Annotated in this window: 15 protein-coding genes and 1 pseudogene; 8 read left to right on the plus strand and 8 right to left on the minus strand. The window is 70.3% G+C overall.

The window, feature by feature from the left end:
• The 4 genes from ACFWP5_RS22275 to ACFWP5_RS22290 all read left to right on the plus strand — a co-directional run.
• Positions 1–1218 (plus strand): subtype B tannase (locus tag ACFWP5_RS22275; RefSeq protein WP_384159115.1); only part of this gene is annotated, 1218 nt, incomplete at its 5' end.
• A 264-nt stretch (positions 1219–1482) separates the two neighbouring features.
• Positions 1483–2676 carry a flavin-containing monooxygenase gene (locus ACFWP5_RS22280; RefSeq protein WP_384159118.1) on the plus strand — a complete coding sequence of 398 codons (1194 nt, stop codon included), beginning with the start codon at positions 1483–1485 and terminating at the stop codon, positions 2674–2676.
• 106 nt (positions 2677–2782) lie between these two features.
• Positions 2783–5008 (plus strand): acetate--CoA ligase family protein, encoded by a 2226-nt coding sequence (locus tag ACFWP5_RS22285; RefSeq protein ID WP_384159121.1) that lies wholly within the window; start codon positions 2783–2785, stop codon positions 5006–5008.
• Positions 5005–5808 carry an enoyl-CoA hydratase/isomerase family protein gene (locus ACFWP5_RS22290; RefSeq protein ID WP_384159124.1) on the plus strand — a complete coding sequence of 268 codons (804 nt, stop codon included), beginning with the start codon at positions 5005–5007 and terminating at the stop codon, positions 5806–5808. The genes ACFWP5_RS22285 and ACFWP5_RS22290 overlap by 4 nt, the downstream gene beginning before the upstream one ends.
• Before the next feature lie 11 nt (positions 5809–5819).
• Here the strand turns inward: ACFWP5_RS22290 and ACFWP5_RS22295 are convergent, their stop codons facing one another.
• Together ACFWP5_RS22295 and ACFWP5_RS22300 are read right to left on the minus strand one after the other, a co-directional pair.
• Positions 5820–6317 (minus strand): GNAT family N-acetyltransferase, encoded by a 498-nt coding sequence (locus ACFWP5_RS22295; protein ID WP_384159127.1) that lies wholly within the window; start codon positions 6315–6317, stop codon positions 5820–5822.
• A gap of 115 nt (positions 6318–6432) precedes the next feature.
• Positions 6433–7026 (minus strand): HAD family acid phosphatase, encoded by a 594-nt coding sequence (locus ACFWP5_RS22300; RefSeq protein WP_384159130.1) that lies wholly within the window; start codon positions 7024–7026, stop codon positions 6433–6435.
• A gap of 274 nt (positions 7027–7300) precedes the next feature.
• On the opposite strand from ACFWP5_RS22300, the gene ACFWP5_RS22305 reads away from it, so the two are divergent.
• The gene (locus ACFWP5_RS22305; RefSeq protein ID WP_384159133.1) at positions 7301–7909 is read left to right on the plus strand and encodes a flavin reductase family protein; all 609 of its coding nucleotides are present in this window, start codon (positions 7301–7303) and stop codon (positions 7907–7909) included.
• Between the two features lie 189 nt (positions 7910–8098).
• Positions 8099–8632 carry a VOC family protein gene (locus ACFWP5_RS22310; protein ID WP_384159135.1) on the plus strand — a complete coding sequence of 178 codons (534 nt, stop codon included), beginning with the start codon at positions 8099–8101 and terminating at the stop codon, positions 8630–8632.
• Positions 8633–8671: 39 nt separating this feature from the next.
• Here ACFWP5_RS22310 and ACFWP5_RS22315 read toward each other — a convergent pair whose 3' ends face one another.
• On the minus strand, positions 8672–10018 hold the full coding sequence (locus ACFWP5_RS22315; RefSeq protein WP_384159138.1) for an MFS transporter: 1347 nt from the start codon (positions 10016–10018) through the stop codon (positions 8672–8674).
• A 72-nt stretch (positions 10019–10090) separates the two neighbouring features.
• Here ACFWP5_RS22315 and ACFWP5_RS22320 point away from each other — a divergent pair, with 72 nt between their 5' ends.
• Positions 10091–11188 carry a GlxA family transcriptional regulator gene (locus ACFWP5_RS22320; RefSeq protein WP_384159141.1) on the plus strand — a complete coding sequence of 366 codons (1098 nt, stop codon included), beginning with the start codon at positions 10091–10093 and terminating at the stop codon, positions 11186–11188.
• Between the two features lie 57 nt (positions 11189–11245).
• Here ACFWP5_RS22320 and ACFWP5_RS22325 read toward each other — a convergent pair.
• The 4 genes and pseudogenes from ACFWP5_RS22325 to ACFWP5_RS22340 all read right to left on the minus strand — a co-directional run.
• Positions 11246–12478, minus strand: a pseudogene (locus ACFWP5_RS22325) (MFS transporter); the annotation flags it as partial.
• Between the two features lie 128 nt (positions 12479–12606).
• The gene (locus ACFWP5_RS22330) at positions 12607–13656 is read right to left on the minus strand and encodes a Zn-dependent alcohol dehydrogenase (RefSeq protein WP_384159144.1); all 1050 of its coding nucleotides are present in this window, start codon (positions 13654–13656) and stop codon (positions 12607–12609) included.
• A complete protein-coding gene (locus tag ACFWP5_RS22335) occupies positions 13656–14810 on the minus strand; it encodes an acyl-CoA dehydrogenase family protein (protein WP_384159147.1) in 1155 nt (384 codons plus the stop codon). Before ACFWP5_RS22335 ends, ACFWP5_RS22330 begins: the two co-directional genes overlap by 1 nt.
• 135 nt (positions 14811–14945) lie before the next feature.
• Positions 14946–15857 (minus strand): SDR family NAD(P)-dependent oxidoreductase, encoded by a 912-nt coding sequence (locus ACFWP5_RS22340; RefSeq protein ID WP_384159150.1) that lies wholly within the window; start codon positions 15855–15857, stop codon positions 14946–14948.
• Between the two features lie 95 nt (positions 15858–15952).
• Here ACFWP5_RS22340 and ACFWP5_RS22345 point away from each other — a divergent pair, with 95 nt between their 5' ends.
• Positions 15953–16888, plus strand: a complete 936-nt coding sequence (locus ACFWP5_RS22345) for a cyclase family protein (protein ID WP_384159153.1) — start codon at positions 15953–15955, stop codon at positions 16886–16888.
• 375 nt (positions 16889–17263) lie between these two features.
• Here ACFWP5_RS22345 and ACFWP5_RS22350 read toward each other — a convergent pair whose 3' ends face one another.
• Positions 17264–17734 (minus strand): ATP-binding protein, encoded by a 471-nt coding sequence (locus ACFWP5_RS22350; protein ID WP_384159242.1) that lies wholly within the window; start codon positions 17732–17734, stop codon positions 17264–17266.
• Positions 17735–17769 lie beyond the last annotated feature (35 nt).

Here is a 17769-nt window from a genome sequence, read left to right on the forward strand (position 1 = left end):
GGCCCCGGCGCCGGTGCGCCCAGCGGCGCGGCCTCGTCCTCCGCCGGCCCCGCCCCCAGCGCCTCCGCCTCGAACGCGACCGGCGCGACCAACGGCACCGGCGGCGCCCTCTCCACCAACCAGCTCCTGGCACTGGCCGCCGGGTACGTGGTCGTCGAGCCCGGCGCCCGCGGCCGTACCCTCAAGAACTCCAGCGGCGCGTACTACGGCACAGCCCCGGCCGCGATCGTCGACCTCAAGGCCGCCGTCCGGTACGTGCGGTCCAACAAGGGCCGTATCCCCGGTGACACCGAGCGGATCGTTTCCGCAGGCACCAGCGCCGGTGGCGCCCTGTCCTCCCTGCTCGGCGCTTCCGGTGACAGCCCGATCTACGACACGTACCTCAAGGAGATCGGCGCGGCCGACGCCTCCGACGCGATCTTCGCGACCGGCGCCTGGTGCCCGATCACCGACCTGGAGCACGCCGACGGCGCCTACGAGTGGAACTGGGGCGCCAACGACCTGAGCACCGGCAAGCTGGTCGACCAGACGGTCTCCAAGGCGCTGCAGGCGCAGTTCGCCGAGTACGAGGCCGGGCTGAAGCTGCGCGGCCTCGGCGGCTTCGGTCCGCTGAACGCCCGCAACCTCGACGCGTACATGGTGAAGCAGTACCTGGAGCCCTCGGCCACCACCTACCTCGCCGCGCTCTCGGACTCCGCCCGCGAGACCTACCTGAAGGCCAACACCTTCATCACCTGGGCCGGCGGCAAGGCCACCTTCACCTGGGCCGACTTCCTCACCCACGTCGGCGCCCGCAAGAAGGACACCCCCGCCTTCGACGCCTTCGACCTGTCGGCCGGCGAGAACAACGAGTTCGGCGCGGGCACGACCCTGGCCCGCCACTTCACGGCGTACGGCGCGAAGAACGACTCAACCGGCCTGAGCAGCAAGCGAGTCGCGAGCGACATCCCCGCGAAGCTCGACCTGATGAACCCGATGTACCACCTGGTCGAGAAGGTCAACCCGAACCGTTCCCAGCACTGGTGGATCCGCCTCGGCACCAAGGACTCGGACACCTCGCTGACGGTCGCCGCCAACCTCGCCGCCCGCCTCGACAACCTCGGCGACGACGTGAACCACATCTACTACTGGGACGAGGGCCACGGCTCGAACACCGACCCGGCCGACTTCATCACCTGGATCGCCAAGGTGACGGGCCACAAGGCCAAGCGGAAGTAGGCACCTGGTCGCCCGCCCCCCAGAACGCGGTACCGGTTTCCCGTCATACGTTCCGGTCGCCGCCAGCACGACGCCGAGCCCCTTCGCGCACGATGCGGGCTCGGCGTCGTGTGCTTTCCCGGCCGCAGCGCCTTCATCCGCATCCCACAACCAGAGGCTCTACGCCACCAGCCTCACCCACTCCTCCACACCCGTGATCAATCCGCAACCAATTCCGGGCTTGACCGAGACCCATCAACGTAGTGCGTGATTACGCTCGCGCTCATGGCCGACTCCACAGCGTCCCCGAACCCCGCGGCGCAGAACCACATAGACCGCCCCGTGTACGTCATCGGCGGCGGCCCCGGCGGTCTCGCCGCCGCGTACGCGCTGCGCGCGCAGGGCATCCGTGCCGTCGTACTGGAGAAGTCGGACCGGGTCGGAGCGTCCTGGCGCGGGCACTACGACCGCCTGCACCTGCACACCACCCGGCGGCTGTCGGGGCTGCCCGGGCTCACGATGCCGCGCCGTTTCGGCCGCTGGGTCTCGCGGGACGACGTGGTGCGCTACCTGGAGAAGTACGCCGAGGTCCACGAGCTGGAGATCGTCACCGGCGTCGAGGTCTCCCGCATCGAGCGCTCGGCCGACGGCACCGGCTGGCTGCTGCACGCCACCGGCGGCCGTGAGCTGACCGGCCGCGCGGTCGTCGTCGCCACCGGCACCAACCACACACCCCGGTTCCCCGACTGGCCCGGCCGCGACACCTACACCGGCGAACTCCTGCACGCCGCCGACTACCGCAACGCCCAGCCCTACGCCGGGCAGGACGTCCTGGTCGTCGGCATCGGCAACACGGGTGCGGAGATCGCCGTGGACCTGATCGAGGGTGGCGCGTCCCGCGTACGCCTCTCCGTCCGCACGGCGCCGCACATCCTGCGCCGCTCGACCGCTGGCTGGGCGGCCCAGTACACAGGCGTTCTCGTACGACGGCTGCCGGTCGGCCTCGTCGACCGGCTCGCGGGGCCGGTGGCGAAGGTCAGCGTGCCGGACCTGTCGGCGCAGGGGCTGCCGCGCCCCGACACCGGGCTGTACAGCCGGGTCAACGAGGGGTCGATCCCCGTGCAGGACGTCGGGCTCATCGACGCCGTACGCAAGGGGCGGGTCGAGATCGTGCCGGCCGTGGAGAGCTTCGAGGACGGCAAGGTGGTCCTCGCCGGCGGCGACCGCATCGGGCCGGACGCCGTGATCGCGGCCACGGGGTACGTCCGCTCCCTGGAGCAACTCGTCGGTCACCTCGGCGTACTGGACGCCCGCGGCAAGCCGGTCGTACACGGCGCGCACACCCCGAAGGACGCGCCCGGCCTGTACTTCACCGGCTTCACCAACCCCATCAGCGGCATGCTCCGCGAACTGGCCATCGACGCGCAGAAGATCGCCAAGGCGGTCGCCAAGTCCGTCCGCAGGAGTGCCGTGAGCTAGGGTCCGTCCGTTCTTTGCGTGCACGACCGTTCCTGACGCAGTGTCAGTTCAGTAATCTGACACTGCGTCAGTTGACTATGCTGTCACACAGGAGCGGGGCGGACCGATGCTTGGATCAACCCACGGCACCCTCACCACCGACTCCCGCCGGGCCCGGGTCATCGCCTGCGGAGAGCAACCCGGCCCCGCCGTCCACGGCAGGCCCGCCGACGTCGACGATCTCGACGTCAGCGGGCGGCCGTTGTACGCGGGCGTACCCGACCTGGACCGTTTCTTCCGCCCCGAGTCGGTCGCCGTGATCGGCGCCTCGGACACGGAGGGCCGCCCGAACACCGGCATCACCCGCCAACTCATGGCCTGGGCGCAGAGGGTGGGTGCCCGCCTGCACCCGGTGCACCCCACCCGCGCCACGGTCTTCGACGTCCCCTGCTTCCCCTCCGTCACCGATCTCCCCGAACAAGTCGACTTGGCTGTGGTGTTGGTGGCCGACCCGCTCCCCGTGATCGAGCAACTCGCCGAGGCGAAGGTGAAGTTCGCGGTCGCCTTCGCGTCCGGCTTCGCGGAGACGGGCGAGGAGGGGACGCTGGCGCAGGCCCAACTGGCCGCCGCCGTAGGGAGGTCGGGTCTCCGTCTCTTGGGCCCGAACACCAACCTCAACGCCTTCGAGAACTTCCGCGAGGACCTCGAAGGACCCGCGATCGCCCTCATCACCCAGTCCGGCCACCAGGGCCGCCCGGTCTTCGCCCTGCAGGAACTGGGCATCCGCCTCTCCCACTGGGCACCCACCGGCAACGAGGCCGACCTGGAGACGGCCGACTTCATCTCCTACCTCGCCGAGCGTCCCGAAGTGGGCGCCATAGCCTGCTACATCGAGGGCCTCAAGGACGGCCGCTCCTTCCTCCTGGCCGCCGACCGCGCCGCCCGCCGCAAGGTCCCGGTGGTCGCGGTGAAGGTAGGCCGCACGGAGACCGGCGCGCGCACGGCCGCCTCCCACACCGGCAAACTCACCGGCGCGGACACGGTGGTGGACGCGGCGATGCGCCAGTACGGCGTGATCCGCGTCGACGGCCTGGACGAACTCCAGGACACGGCGACCCTGTTGGCGCGGGCGAAGGCTCCCGTGGCCGAGGGGGTGGTCGTGTACTCGATCTCGGGCGGCACGGGCGCCCACTTCGCCGACCTGGCGAGCGAGGCCGGCCTGCGACTGCCACAGCTGTCGGAGACAAAACAGTCCGAACTCCACGAGTGGATACCGCCGTACCTGAGCGTGGCGAACCCGGTCGACAACGGCGGGCACCCGGTGGGCGACTGGCGCGGCCGGAAGATCATCGACGCGATCCTCGACGACCCGGAGGTAGGGGTGCTGGTCTGCCCCATCACGGGCCCGTTCCCGCCGCTGAGCGACAAGCTGGTGGAGGACCTGGTGGCCGCGGCCGAGCGCACGGACAAGCTGGTGTGCGTGGTGTGGGGCTCACCGGTGGGCACCGAACCGGCGTACCGCGAGGCGCTGTTGGGCTCATCGCGAGTGGCGACGTTCCGCACGGTGGGCAACTGCATCACAGCCCTGCACGCCTACTTCTCCCACCACCGCTTCGTACGGTCCTACCGCTCCCCCTTCGACGAGGCCCCCCGCGCCGTCTCCCCCTCCTTCCGCAAGGCCCAGGCCCTGATGCGCCCGGGCCAGCAGCTGAGCGAGCACGCGGCGAAGCAACTGCTGCGGGCGTACGGAATCCGGGTGCCGCGCGAGCAGTTGGTGACCAGCGCGGCGGCGGCCGTACGGGCGGCGGGGCTGGTGGGCTACCCGGTGGTGATGAAGGCGTCCGGCGCGCGGATCGCGCACAAGACGGAGCTGGGCCTGGTGAAGGTGGGCCTGACATCGGCGAGTCAAGTCCGGGACGCGTACCGCGAGTTGACGGACATCGCGCGCTATGAGGACGTGGCCCTCGACGGTGTCCTCGTCTGCCAGATGGTCGAACGGGGCGTCGAGATGGTCGTGGGCGTCACCCAGGACGAGCTGTTCGGCCCGACGGTGACGGTCGGGTTGGGCGGGGTCCTGGTGGAGGTCCTGCGGGACGCGGCGGTACGGGTGCCACCGTTCGGCGAGGAGGCGGCGCGCGACATGCTCGCGGAACTGCGCGGCCGTCCCCTGCTGGACGGGGTACGGGGACGCCCCCCGGCGGACCTGGACGCGCTGGTGGAGGTGATCCTCCGGGTGCAGCGCATGGCCCTCGAACTGGGCGATGTGCTCTCGGAGTTGGACATCAACCCGCTGATGGTGCTGCCCAGGGGGCAGGGCGCGGTGGCGTTGGACGCGTTGGCGGTGTGCCGATGACCGAGCCGATGGCCGAGGTCACGCACACGATCGCGGGCGGCGTCGCGTACCTCACCCTCAACCGCCCCGAGGCACTGAACGCGATCACCCCGGCCCAACGGGACCGCCTGATAACCCTGTTGGGAGAGGCGTCGGCGGACCCGTCCGTACGGGCGGTGGTCCTCACCGGCACCGGCCGCGGCTTCTGCGCGGGCGCGGACCTACGGGGCGGCGGAGCGACGACCGGCGGCGAACGGGTGGCCGGTGACGTCGCCCGCGTGATCCGCCTGGGCGCGCAACGCCTCATCTCGGCGGTCCTGGACTGCGAGAAACCGGTGATCGCCGCGGTGAACGGCACGGCAGCCGGCCTGGGCGCCCACCTGGCCCTGGCCTGCGATCTCGTACTGGCCGCGGAATCCGCGAGGTTCATCGAGGTGTTCGTACGCCGCGGCCTGGTCCCGGACGGCGGCGGCGCGTATCTGCTGCCCCGCTTGATCGGCCCACAGCGTGCGAAGGAACTGATGTTCTTCGGCGACGCGGTGAGCGCGACGGACGCGGAACGGCTCGGCCTCGTCAACAGGGTCGTACCGGACGGGGAGTTGGAGAAGACGGCCCGGGAATGGGCGGAACGCCTGGCCACGGGCCCGACCCGCGCCCTCGCCCTCACCAAGCAGCTCGTCAACGCGTCCTTGGACAACGACCGGGCGACGGCGTTCACGGCGGAGGCGGCGGCCCAGGAGATCAACATGACGACGGAGGACGCGCGGGAGGGCGTGGCGAGCTTCGTGGAGCGGCGGAGTCCGGAGTATCGGGGGCGGTGACCCCCCGGGCCTCACGCCGAGGACGGCCGGTCCAGCGAGTACACCGCGACGGGGTTGCCCAGCAGCACGTCCTCGCGGAGCGGGGTGAACCCCAGTCGGCCGGCGACGCGCGCGGAAGCGGTGTTCTCGGGATGGATCATGGCGGTGAAGTAGTCCGCGTCCAGGGTCCCGAATCCCCACTCCAGGCATGCGCGAGCCGCCTCGGTCGCGTAACCGCGCCCCCACGCCTCGGCCTTCAGCGTCCAGCCGAGCTCCACCTCGTCGAAGGGCTGCCAGTAGTTCAACCCGGCCCGGCCGATGAAATCGCCGCCGTCCTTCAGCTCGATCGCACACAGCCCGTGACCGCGCTCCGTCCACTGACGGTCGATCAACCGCAGGCGCTCCAAGGCCTGTTGATGCGAGTAGGCGCCCACGAACCGGTTCACCCGGTCATCCGCGTGGAGCGCGACGAACGCCTCGACGTCACCCACGCCCAGAGGCAGCAACAGGAGCCGCTCAGTCTCGATCACCCGGCCCAGCGTATCCGGGTGATCGTGCGGGCCGCGCGAGAGTTCCCCGACCTCGACGACATCATCATGACGCTCGTTCGTTGAACTCCCCGCGGGCCCTGGGCCGTTGTGCGGGTCAGTCCAACAGGCCGTCGTAGTCCGGGAGTTTGTACGTCGTGTCGGCGTAACCGCCCGACAGGTCGGTCGTGTTGTTGCCGATGTTGGCGATGATGTCGTAGCCGTTCGCTTCGATCGCCTTGCGCTGGGAGGTCTTGAAGTCGGCGATGGACTCGGTCAGCAACTGGGCGACCGTGCGGGCGTAGAGGCCGTCGACCGTGTAGCCGACCGTCGTCAGGTTGGACTTGGTGACCGCGTTGAAGAGGTTGCTGCGGGCGCTGACGAAGAACACGCTGATGCCCTTGGCGTGCGCGTCCCGGGCGAGGGCGAGCACCGGCGGGGTGGCGGGGACGGTGATGCCGCCCTTGAAGTGGGTCTCCAGCGAGGTGTTGTCGATGTCGAGCACGATCGCCTGCTTGGCGCCCGAGGTGTTGGCGGCGGCGCGGGAGTCGATGTAGGTCTGCGCGGGGCCGGTGACGGTGGCGACGTCGGTCAGCCACTGGGACTCGGTCACGGCCGAGTCGGCGGCCTGCGCGGGCAGGGCGGCGGCGAGCGTCAGGGCGAGGCCGGCAACGGCGGCCACCGCGCCGCCGCGTGCGGTGAGACGGTTCATCGTGTGGGTGCTCCTCAGGTCACGGCAGCCACCGGTGATGTAACGGTGGCGGTCGTTCCGCAACACTGCTGGGGGTGGGCGTGCAGGGGGTGACCCGGAGGGGTCCGTGCGGCGACGTAACCCCCATGTTCTGCCCCGTAACCTGTGGTTTTCCCCTGAGGACGGACGAAGGACAGGCGAGGGACGGGCGACTTGAGCGAGCCTCCGGCTCCGGATGCCGGCGCTGCCGTACCCCTTCCTATCTGATGATCCGTCAGCTTCAATGGGTGATGTGATGGGACACGCAGGGGCGGCCGCGGCCGCCGTCCGGTACCTCAGGTCGGCCGGAAGCGCTCCGGCCGCGCAGCCTGTCGAGGCGCTGCCGCGGCCGGAGCTTCGGTGTGTCACGGACGACGAGCGGGCACCGGTCGACCAGGGTGAATTCCGGCGCGTACTGGGCACGTTCGCGACCGGCGTCACCGTGATCACCGCCCCCGCGGCCACCGGCGAGCCCGGCCCCGCCGGTTTCGCCTGCCAGTCCTTCTCCGCCCTCTCCCTCGACCCGCCCCTCGTCGTCTTCATGGTCGGCCGCACCTCCACGACCTGGCCCCGCATCGCCCGCGTCGGCGTCTTCTGCGTCAACGTACTCGCCGCCCACCAGGGCGAGTTGTGCCGCGGCTTCGCGGTGAGCGGCAGGGACAAGTTCGCGGACGTCCCCTACGACGCCTCCCCCATCTCCGGGTCCCCCCGCCTCACCGACGCCGCGGCCTGGGTCGACTGCACGATCCACGCGGTGCACACCGGGGGCGACCATCTGATCGTGGTGGGACGGGTGGACGGACTGGGGGTGGCGGACGACGGGGACGCGGCTCCGCTGTTGTTCCATCGAGGCCGGTTCCTCTGATCGACACCGACACCGGCGCCGGCATCGGCATCGACACCGGCGTCGACACCGCTCGTCCGCCCCTCAACTGGCCGAGCAGCGAACGCCGTTACGTGCGCCGTTACGCGTCTCCCCACCAGTGGGACAGAAACTGACCTACTCCGCCCCTACCGTCGCCCCCGACACCCGGCAGCGACGAAGGGACTCCCGATGCCCCACCAGACCAACCCCGCCCCGGAGGGCTACACCACCGTCGCCCCCTGGGTCGTCACCGACGACACGGGAGCCTTCCTCGACTTCGTCGCCACGGCGTTCGACGGGGAGGAACTCGGGCGGGTGGTGACCGAGGGCGGAGCGATCGGGCACGGCGAGATCCGGGTCGGTGACACCGTCGTGCTGGCCTTCGACCGAGCCGCGGACTGGCCCGTCATGCCGAGCCTGCTCCGCGTGTTCGTGCCCGACGCGGACCAGGCGTTCGCACGGGCCGTCGACGCCGGCAGCCGCATCGTCACCTCCCTGGCGAACGACGCCTTCGGACACCGCGGCGGGCGGGTCAAGGACCCCTTCGGCAACATCTGGTGGGTGGTCGCTCACGTCGAGGACGTCCCCGAGGACGAGATGTGGAAGCGCCTGCAGGAACCCGAGTACGCCGAGGCCATGCGCGTCGCCCAGGAGACGTTCGACGCCGAACTCAGCGGCCGGGGTCGCGGGCGCAGCAGCGCTCCGGTACGGACGGCCGACTGACGGCAGGGGGCGGAGGCCGCCCTCCTCACGCCGCCCTCCTCACGCAGCCGCCGGCATCACGCCCCGCCGCCGAATCACCAACGCCATCAACGCCGCCACCGCACACAGCGCCCCCGACACATACCAGACCATGTCGTACGACCCGAACGCGTCCCGGGCGACCCCGCCCAGGAAGGCGACCAGCGCCGCGCCGATCTGGTGGGAGGCGAGGACCCAGCCGAAGACGATCGCGCTGTCCTCGCCGTACTGCTCGCGGCACAGGGCGAGGGTGGGTGGGACCGTGGCGACCCAGTCGAGGCCGTAGAAGACGATGAAGAAGAGCATCGGGGGGTGGACGGTGGGGGCCAGCAGCATGGGGAGGAAGAGGAGGGAGATGCCGCGCAGGGCGTAGTAGACGGCGAGCAGGCGGCGGGGTTCGAAGCGGTCGGTGAACCAGCCGGAGGCGATCGTGCCGACGACGTCGAAGACGCCGATCACCGCGAGCAGCGAGGCCGCCGCCGTGATGGGCATGCCGTGGTCGTGGGCGGCGGGCACGAAGTGGGTCTGGATCAGTCCGTTCGTGGAGGCGCCGCAGATCGCGAAGGTGCCGGCCAGCAGCCAGAACGGGCCCGTGCGGACCGCCTTGAGGAGGACCGCGATCGTACGGCGGGCCGCTCCCGTCACCGGTTCCGGCTTCGGTACGAACTCGGTCGCCCCGTACGGCTTCACGCCCACGTCCGCGGGGTGGTCCCGCAGCAGCAGCCAGACGAAGGGGACCACGGCGAGGGCCGCGAGGGACACCGTGATCGCCGCCGGGCGCCATCCGTGCCCCTCGACCAGCCAGGACAGCAGCGGCAGGAAGATCAACTGGCCCGACGCCGACGCCGCCGTGAGGATGCCGGTGACCAGGCCCTTCCGCGCGGTGAACCAGCGGTTGGTGACCGTCGCCGCGAAGGCGAGCGCCATCGAACCGCTGCCCAGCCCCACCAACAGGCCCCAGCACAGCAGCAGTTGCCACGGCGCCGTCATCCACACCGTCAGGCCGGACCCGAGCGCGATCACGGTCAGCGCGACCGCGACGACGCGCCGGATGCCGAAGCGGTCCATGAGAGCCGCCGCGAAGGGGGCCGTCAGCCCGTACAGCGCCAGGTTGATGGAGGCCGCGGCCCCGATCGTGCCGCGCGACCAGCCGAACTCCTGGTGCAGCGGATCGATCAGCAGCCCGGGCAGCGAACGGAACGCCGCCGCACCGATGATCGTCACGAACGTGACGGCGGCGACGAACCAGGCGCGGTGCGGTGACATCATGCGGCTCCGCCACGGGCGGGTACGGCTACGGCCACTGGGTGCGGGGCCGGGCTCCTCGGCGGCGCTGGGGCCGGTCGTGGCATCGGTTGTCTGCGTCACGTCAATGAGCTTCCGGCATCCCACCCCTACCGAGCCACTGGCCCGAAGGACAGCATTCGCTAGAATCGGGCCATGGCCCCAGCCGCAGCCCCAGACCCAACCTCAGGCCCACCCCCAGGCCCCGCCACCACCGCCTTCCGCCCCCACCGCGTCGTCGTCCTCGCCCTCGACGGCCTCCTCCCCTTCGAGCTGGGCATCCCGCACCGCATCTTCGGCCGCCCCAAGGACCCCGAGACCGGCCGGCCCCTGTACGAGGTCGTCACCTGCTCGGTCCGCCCGCCCGGCCCCGTCGACACCGACGCCGACTTCTCCATCCACGTCCCGAACGGCCCGGAGGCCCTGGCCACCGCCGACACGGTGATCGTCCCGGCGTCGTACGAACTCGGCCCGGTCTTCGAGGAGGGCGTCCTCACCCCCGAACTCGCCGCCGCCCTCGCCCGCATCCGCCCCGGCACCCGCCTCGCCTCCATCTGCACCGGCGTCTACGTCCTCGCCGCCGCCGGCCTCCTCGACGGCCGCCCCGCCACCACGCACTGGGCCGACGCCGAACGCTTCCAGGAACTGTTCCCGCAGATCGAGGTCGACGCGGACGTCCTGTTCATCGACGACGGCGACGTCCTCACCTCCGCCGGTGTCGCCGCCGGGATCGACCTGTGCCTGCACATGGTCCGCCGCGACCACGGCACCGCGGTCGCCAACGACGTCGCCCGCCGCACCGTCGTACCGCCCCACCGCGACGGCGGCCAGGCGCAGTACATCCACCGCCCGGTCCCGGACCCGCAGGTGGCGACCACGACCGCCGCCCGTACCTGGGCCCTGGCCCGCCTCCACGAACCCCTCCAGCTCCGGGACATGGCCGAGCAGGAGGCGATGTCCGTCCGCACCTTCACCCGCCGCTTCCGCGAGGAGGTCGGCATCAGCCCCGGCCAGTGGCTCACCCAACAACGCGTCGAACGCGCCCGGCACCTCCTGGAGTCCACCGACCTCTCCATGGACCAGGTCGCCACGGACGCCGGCTTCGGCACCGCCCAGTCAATGCGCCAGCACCTCCAGACGGCCCTGGGAGTCACCCCGACCGGCTACCGCCGCACCTTCCGCACGGGGACGACGGGGGTTGCAGGGGCCAACACCGACTCCGTGCGCTACGGCGCGGTCGACGCCCTCAACTGACCTGGCGCTACGGCACGTTCGGCATCCGAACCGACCGGCCCCGGTGTCGAAATCCCCCATCCCTCCTTCCTCCAGTGCCGACGCCGTCCGCCCGGAACGCCGGGAACTCCCGGAACGTCTCGCCCGCCGAACCTCCCCCCACCACCCCACCCCGGTCATCACCACGGTCAGACACACCCCCGCCAGAATCGCCGTCGAAGGCGCAGCCACCTTCAGCAGCGCACCGGCCAACGACCCCGTCGCCGCGTACCCCGCCCCCGCCGCCGCGTACATCACCGAGTACCCCGCGGCCAGAGCCCTCGGCGGCAACACCTCTCGCAGCGAAAGGTTCCGGGTGAGCATCGCCCCCGACTGGAGCGTGCCGCCCATGACCAGCGCGACCGCGATCCCCGCCGTGGCCGGTATCACCGCGGCCAGCGCCACACACACCGAGGTGCCGCCCATCAGCACCAGACTGCGGGTGCGCAACAGCCCCGGCCAGCCGCGCAAGCCGTAGACGAACGCGCCGAGCCCGCCACCCACGGCCATCCCGGTCAGGAGTGGGCCGGACCAGCCGACGCCGATGCCGCGCTGTTCGAGGAGGGCGGGGAGGACGAGTTCGGACAGCCCGAGCAGGGCGAGGCTGGCCGCGCCCACGACGTACACCGGCCACGCACCGACCAGCACCCGGAGCAGCGGAGCACCAGCCCCACCCTCACCGTCCGTGTCACCGGCACCCGCGCCCAACCTGGCCGGAAGCAGCCACAGCCCCGCGACCGACCACGCCATCAGCCCGGCCGCGAGCAGCAGCGGAGCCCTCGGCGCGACACCGAGCGCCAGCCCGGCCACCGCGGCCGGAGACACGGCCCACACGCCCGCCGTCAGTATCGACTCGACGGACAACGCCTGCGCCACGGACCGCGCCGGCACCAACTCGCTGAGCAGCGTGCGCAATCCACCGGTGGCGGCGGCCGGCGCGCCCCCGGCGACGAACGCGAACCCGGCGAGCACCGCGGGATGGGCCCCCGGAAACACCCCGAGCCCCAGAAACCCCACCGTCCCGACCGCGAGCCCGACAGCCAGCTGAACCCGCGCCCGCTCCGGCCGCAACCGCATCCCGAGCACCGGCGCACCGCCGATCTCCCCCAGGACATAGGCCGCCGCGAGTATCGCGCCCAGCGAGTAGCCCCCCGGCCGCTCGCGCACCAGGAAGACCAGGGCCAGCGGCGCCATGGCCACGGGCATACGGGCACCGATGGCGGTACAGGACCAGGTCAGGACCTGTCGGGAGACCACATCGCGGTAAGTCATGCCAAAACGCTACGGCCCGTGAATGACAATGCCCCACGAATTTTCCCCGCCTGTGGATAACTCCAGCCATCCACGAAGCCCGGCCGCCAACAAGCGGCCGTCGTCAGTATCCCCGAGGCGCCAGGACGTCAGAACGTCAGAACCCCCCGAGCCACCCGCCCCGCCTCCGCATCCCCCGCCGCCTTCTCGAAGTCCTCGACGGGATACGTCTCGGTCACCAACTCGTCGAGCAGCAACCGCCCTTCGCGATACAACTGGGCGTACAGGGCGATGTCCCGCTGCGGCCGCGACGACCCGTACCGGCACCCCAGGATCGACTTGTCCAAATACATGGACGAGACGAGGAAGGACGCCTCGGCCGTAGCCGGCGGCACCCCGAGCAAAATCGCCTGCCCATGCCGATCCAGCAGATCCACGGCCTGCCGAATCAGTTCGACCCGTCCCACGCACTCGAAGGCGTGATCCGCCCCGTTCGGCAGAATCTCCCGCACGCCCTCCGTCGACGTGAGGAAGTGCGTGGCCCCGAACTGCCGCGCCACCCCCTCCTTCCCGGGGTTCGCGTCCACCGCGACGATCGTCAACGCCCCGGCGATCCGGGCCCCTTGAAGAACATTGAGCCCGATCCCCCCGGTCCCGATGACGACGACACTGTCTCCACGGTCGACCCGCGCCCGATTGAGAACGGCACCAACCCCCGTCAACACTCCGCACCCGATGAGCGCGGCGGACGGCATCGGGATGTCCTTGGGTATCCGTACGGCCTGCACGGCCTTCACCACGGTCCGTTCGGCGAAGGCCGAGTTGGAGGCGAACTGGTACACCGGCTGCCCGCCCCGCGTGAACGGCTGCCCCGGCCGCCCGATGGCCTGCCGGCACATGGTCGGCCGCCCCCGGTCGCACTCCGGGCACGTCCCGCAGTTGGCGAGCGTGGACAGGGCGACATGATCCCCAAGCGCCACATGGGTGACGCCCACACCCACCGCCTCGACCACCCCGGCACCCTCATGTCCCAGCACCACAGGAACGGGGAAAGGTATGGTCCCGTCCACCACAGACAGATCGCTGTGGCACAACCCGGCCGCCGAGATGGCGACCAGTACCTCACCGGGCCCCGGCTCCCGCACCTCCAGATCGTCCACGACCTGGATCTGCTTGCCGTCGAAGACCACACCGCGCATCAGACGACTCCCTTGGGTTCCCTGGGCAGACCGAGCACCCGCTCGGCGATGATCGTGCGCTGAACCTGGTCCGAGCCGCCGTAGATCGTGTCGGCCCGCGAAAAGAGGAACAGGTGCTGGAGAACGTCGAGTTCGTACGACGAGGAGGGCGTCCAGTCCACCGGTCCCACCGTCGCCGCGGCCCCCCGCACCTGCATCGCCAACTCCCCGAGCCGCTGATGCCACCCGCCCCACAACAGCTTGGCCACACTGGGAGCCCCCGCGTCGCCGGCCCGCCCCAAGGTCCGCAGGGCGTTCCACCGCATGGCCTTCAACTCGGCCCACTGCCGCACGAGTCGATCGCGCAGGACGGGATCACCCACCGCACCCGAGGCAACGGCAGCCTCGACCACCCGCCCCAACTCACTCGCGAACCCGATCTGTTGGGCGAGAGTCGACACCCCCCGCTCGAACCCGAGCAGGCTCATGGCGACCCGCCACCCCTCCCCCTCGCCCCCGACCACATGCTCGGCACGCACGCGTGCCCCATCAAAGAACACCTCGTTGAACTCACTGGTCCCGGTCAACTGCCGTATGGGCCGCACCTCGACACACCCCGGCTGGTCCATGGGCACCAGCAGAAAACTCAACCCCCGATGCCGCCGCGACCCCGCCTCGGTCCGAGCCAACACAAAACACCAGTCGGCCTCATGGGCGAGCGAGGTCCATATCTTCTGCCCGGTGACCCGATAGGACCCGTCCCCGGCATCCCGCACAGCAACGGTCCGCACCCCCGCAAGATCGGACCCGGCCCCCGGTTCGCTGTACCCCTGACACCACAACTCATCCCCGGCGGCAACGGCAGGCAGGAAACGGGACTTCTGCTCGTCCGAACCATGTGCGATAAGGGTAGGAGCCAGCAGATTCTCCCCAATATGCCCAGACCGAGGCGGAGCGTCCGACCGCGCATACTCCTCGGCCCAGGCAACCTGTTGAGTGAGAGTCCCGGAGCGATTCCCATACCCGGACTCCGGCCAACCCAGCCCGATCCACCCGGCTTTACCGAGAGCACGCTCCCAACTGCGCCGTTCCTGCCCGGACTCGGCATGCTCCGCCAGCCAGGCCCGCACATCCGCCCGAAACACTTCATCCTCGGCAGCAAATCCAAATTCCACAGGGGGCTCCTCAAGAACACCGTTCAGGTCAGTTACTTAAGGGGCGCGGGACTGTATCGATTTGCGGCTCCGCCGCGTGGGCGCGACCAGCCACAACGAACCCGCACACGCCACACAACGCACCGCCCCACCCCACTAGGCGTTAGGCCGCCCCCCACCCCGCGCAGCCCTCTCCATCTCCTGCAACCGCCCAAGCATCGGCATCGGATCCACCCCCACCGACCCCGGCAAAAACTCCGCGATCTTCTCAGCCGTCCAACCGCCGGAGGCATACGCCGCCCTCAGTTCCCGAGGCTGCGCCCACACCGCGATCTTCTCCCCGGCAACCGTATAAACCTGCCCGGTAATCCCCGCCTCCCGAGCCCGCTCGGACAGCAGATAGACAACCAGCGCCGCAACATCCTCCGGAGACCCGATCTCCGCCAACTCCATAGGAACGTTCGCCGACATCCGCGTACGAGCAACAGGAGCCACCGCGTTGGCGGTAACCCCATACTTGTTCAACCCGAGCGCAGCACTCCGCACGAGCGAGATGATCCCACCCTTGGCCGCACTGTAATTGGCCTGAGAAACCGACCCTTGATGATTCCCGCTGGTGAACCCGATCAACGTCCCGGCCCGCTGCTTCCGCATAACAGCCGACGCCGCCCGGAACACAGTGAACGTCCCCTTCAGGTGAGTAGCGAGAACGGGATCCCACTCCTCCTCGGACATATTGAAAAGCATCCGCTCCCGAAGAATCCCGGCAACACAGACAACCCCGTCGATCCGCCCGTACGACGACACCGCGACGTCAACAACCCGCTGCCCACCAGCCATGGTCGAGATGTCGTCGGCAACGGCGACCGCCTCCCCGCCCGCCGCCAAGATCTCCTTGACCACGCCCTCCGCGATCTCACTCGTCGGCGACGCCCCGTCCATCGAGACCCCGTAGTCGTTGACGACGACCCGCGCCCCCTCCGCCGCCGCCCCGAGCGCGACCGCCCGTCCGATCCCCCGCCCCGCGCCTGTCACGGCGATGACCTTGCCTGCCAAGAAGTTCCCCATGTCTGGCCCTTCCCGCGGTTTCTGACGGTCCGTTAGATTCGACTCAGATTCTACGACCCGTCAGATGCCTGGAGACAAGCCCCGGGGAGGCCCCGATGTCAGCGCCGACACTTGGTCCTGAGTTCCACGACATCGCCAAGCGCGTGAACAACTGGGGCCGTTGGGGGTCGGACGACGAGATCGGCACGCTGAACCTGATCACCGACGAGGTGGTCCGAGCGGCCGGCGCCGAGATCCGGACCGGCCGCCGCGTCCCCCTCGCGCTGCCCCTCCAACAGGACGGCGTCCAGACGGGGTTGATCCCCGGCAGGATCAACCCCCTGCACGCGATGGTGCAGATCAACCAGGAAATCTTCGGCCCGGGAACGGTCGCGTGCAGCGACGACGCCGTGACCATGGGGCTGCAGGCCGGCACCCACTGGGACGCGCTGACCCATGTCTCGCACTCCGCGAAGCTCTACAACGGCCGCCCGGCCGGCACCGTGACCCCGCACGGCGGCGCCGAGTTCAGCGGGATCGACAAGGCCCGGCACATCGTCTCGCGCGGGGTCCTGCTCGACGTGGCACGCGCGCGTGGCGTCGATCGGCTGGAGGGCGGTCACGTGGTCACGCCGGAGGACCTGGAGGCCGCCGAGGAACTCGCCGGCACACACGTCCGCGCGGGAGACATCGTGCTCGTACGGACCGGGCAGGTGCAGGTGTATCTGGCCGGCGACAAGCACGGGTACGGCTATCCGTCACCCGGGCTGTCGGTCCGTACGCCGGAGTGGTTCCACGCGCGCGATGTCGCGGCGGTCGCCAACGACACCCTGACCTTTGAGATATTTCCGCCGGAAATAGACGACTTGTGGCTGCCGGTACACGCTCTCGATCTGGTCGAGATGGGCATGCTGCAGGGCCAGAACTGGAATCTCGAAGAGTTGTCCACAGCCTGTGGACAAGAGAACCGCTACACGTTCTTCCTGTCGGCGATGCCCGAACCTTTCGTGGGCGCAACGGGAACCCCGGTGGCCCCTATCGCCATCCTCTAGGACAGTCCGGTTTTGACGAGGGCCGGACTTACGGTCGGATGGCGGCGCGCTACTGCCCGCCCCGAGCACGGCACCGCGTGCCGCCATCCGACTCCGGCGCCCCGTCCTGACCCCCGGCCCCGAGGGGGCCCACGCCGAACACGACCCACACTCGCCGAGGGCTCCCGTCACCGAAGCCCTCGCCGTCCCCTCGCGGCGAATCGCTGCCCATAAGCGTGACCACATGGTCACTTCGCGTCAACGCCCATCCGGGGATTTGTTCTGTAAGCCGCATTTGTCACAGGGCGCGTGCGGAAGCACAGCCCGGCGCATCTCCGCCCGGCACTTGCAAGCAGCACCTACACCGCCGCACCTGAACACCCGGAGGTGAGGCGGCTACACCGCCTCGTACGCGAAGCCCTCGAACTCGAAGCCCTCGTACGCCTCGACAGCGCCGTCGCACGCGACCTCCCGGGGTTCACTGTCCCGGTCGATCTCGCACCAGATGCGCTTGCCGGTGCCCTCGGCGCTCCAGCCCCAGCGGTCGGCGAGGCCGTCCACCAGGGCCAGGCCGCGGCCGCCGGTCTCGTCGCCGTCCGCGCAGCGCGGCACAGGCGCCTTGCAGCTGGTGTCGGCGACCTCCAGGCGCACGGTGGCCGACTCGGTCACCACACCCGGCAGGGAGAGCCGCAGCACGGCCGGACAGCCGGTGTGCACCACGGCGTTGGTCACCAGCTCGGAGACGAGCAGGATCAGCGTCTCCGCGAGCGGTTCGTCGGCCTCTATCCCGGACCCGGCGAGCCGTGAGCGCGCCCACCGCCGGGCTCGCCCCACCTCAGCGGGGTCGGGCCGGATCTCCAGCTGCACTTGAAGCACCTGCACCGCTCACACCATCCGAACCG

This window comes from Streptomyces sp. NPDC058469, from assembly GCF_042721125.1.
GTDB lineage: Bacteria > Actinomycetota > Actinomycetes > Streptomycetales > Streptomycetaceae > Streptomyces.

What these genes read in the sequence shown, in the direction of transcription:
- ACFWP5_RS22280 (WP_384159118.1), top strand. Translation starts at nt 1,483, where the DNA reads ATGGCCGACTCCACAGCGTCCCCGAACCCCGCGGCGCAGAACCACATA.
- ACFWP5_RS22285 (WP_384159121.1), top strand. Translation starts at nt 2,783, where the DNA reads ATGCTTGGATCAACCCACGGCACCCTCACCACCGACTCCCGCCGGGCC.
- ACFWP5_RS22290 (WP_384159124.1), top strand. Translation starts at nt 5,005, where the DNA reads ATGACCGAGCCGATGGCCGAGGTCACGCACACGATCGCGGGCGGCGTC.
- ACFWP5_RS22300 (WP_384159130.1), bottom strand. Translation starts at nt 7,026, where the DNA reads ATGAACCGTCTCACCGCACGCGGCGGCGCGGTGGCCGCCGTTGCCGGC.
- ACFWP5_RS22305 (WP_384159133.1), top strand. Translation starts at nt 7,301, where the DNA reads ATGGGACACGCAGGGGCGGCCGCGGCCGCCGTCCGGTACCTCAGGTCG.
- ACFWP5_RS22310 (WP_384159135.1), top strand. Translation starts at nt 8,099, where the DNA reads ATGCCCCACCAGACCAACCCCGCCCCGGAGGGCTACACCACCGTCGCC.
- ACFWP5_RS22320 (WP_384159141.1), top strand. Translation starts at nt 10,091, where the DNA reads ATGGCCCCAGCCGCAGCCCCAGACCCAACCTCAGGCCCACCCCCAGGC.
- ACFWP5_RS22330 (WP_384159144.1), bottom strand. Translation starts at nt 13,656, where the DNA reads ATGCGCGGTGTGGTCTTCGACGGCAAGCAGATCCAGGTCGTGGACGAT.
- ACFWP5_RS22340 (WP_384159150.1), bottom strand. Translation starts at nt 15,857, where the DNA reads ATGGGGAACTTCTTGGCAGGCAAGGTCATCGCCGTGACAGGCGCGGGG.
- ACFWP5_RS22345 (WP_384159153.1), top strand. Translation starts at nt 15,953, where the DNA reads ATGTCAGCGCCGACACTTGGTCCTGAGTTCCACGACATCGCCAAGCGC.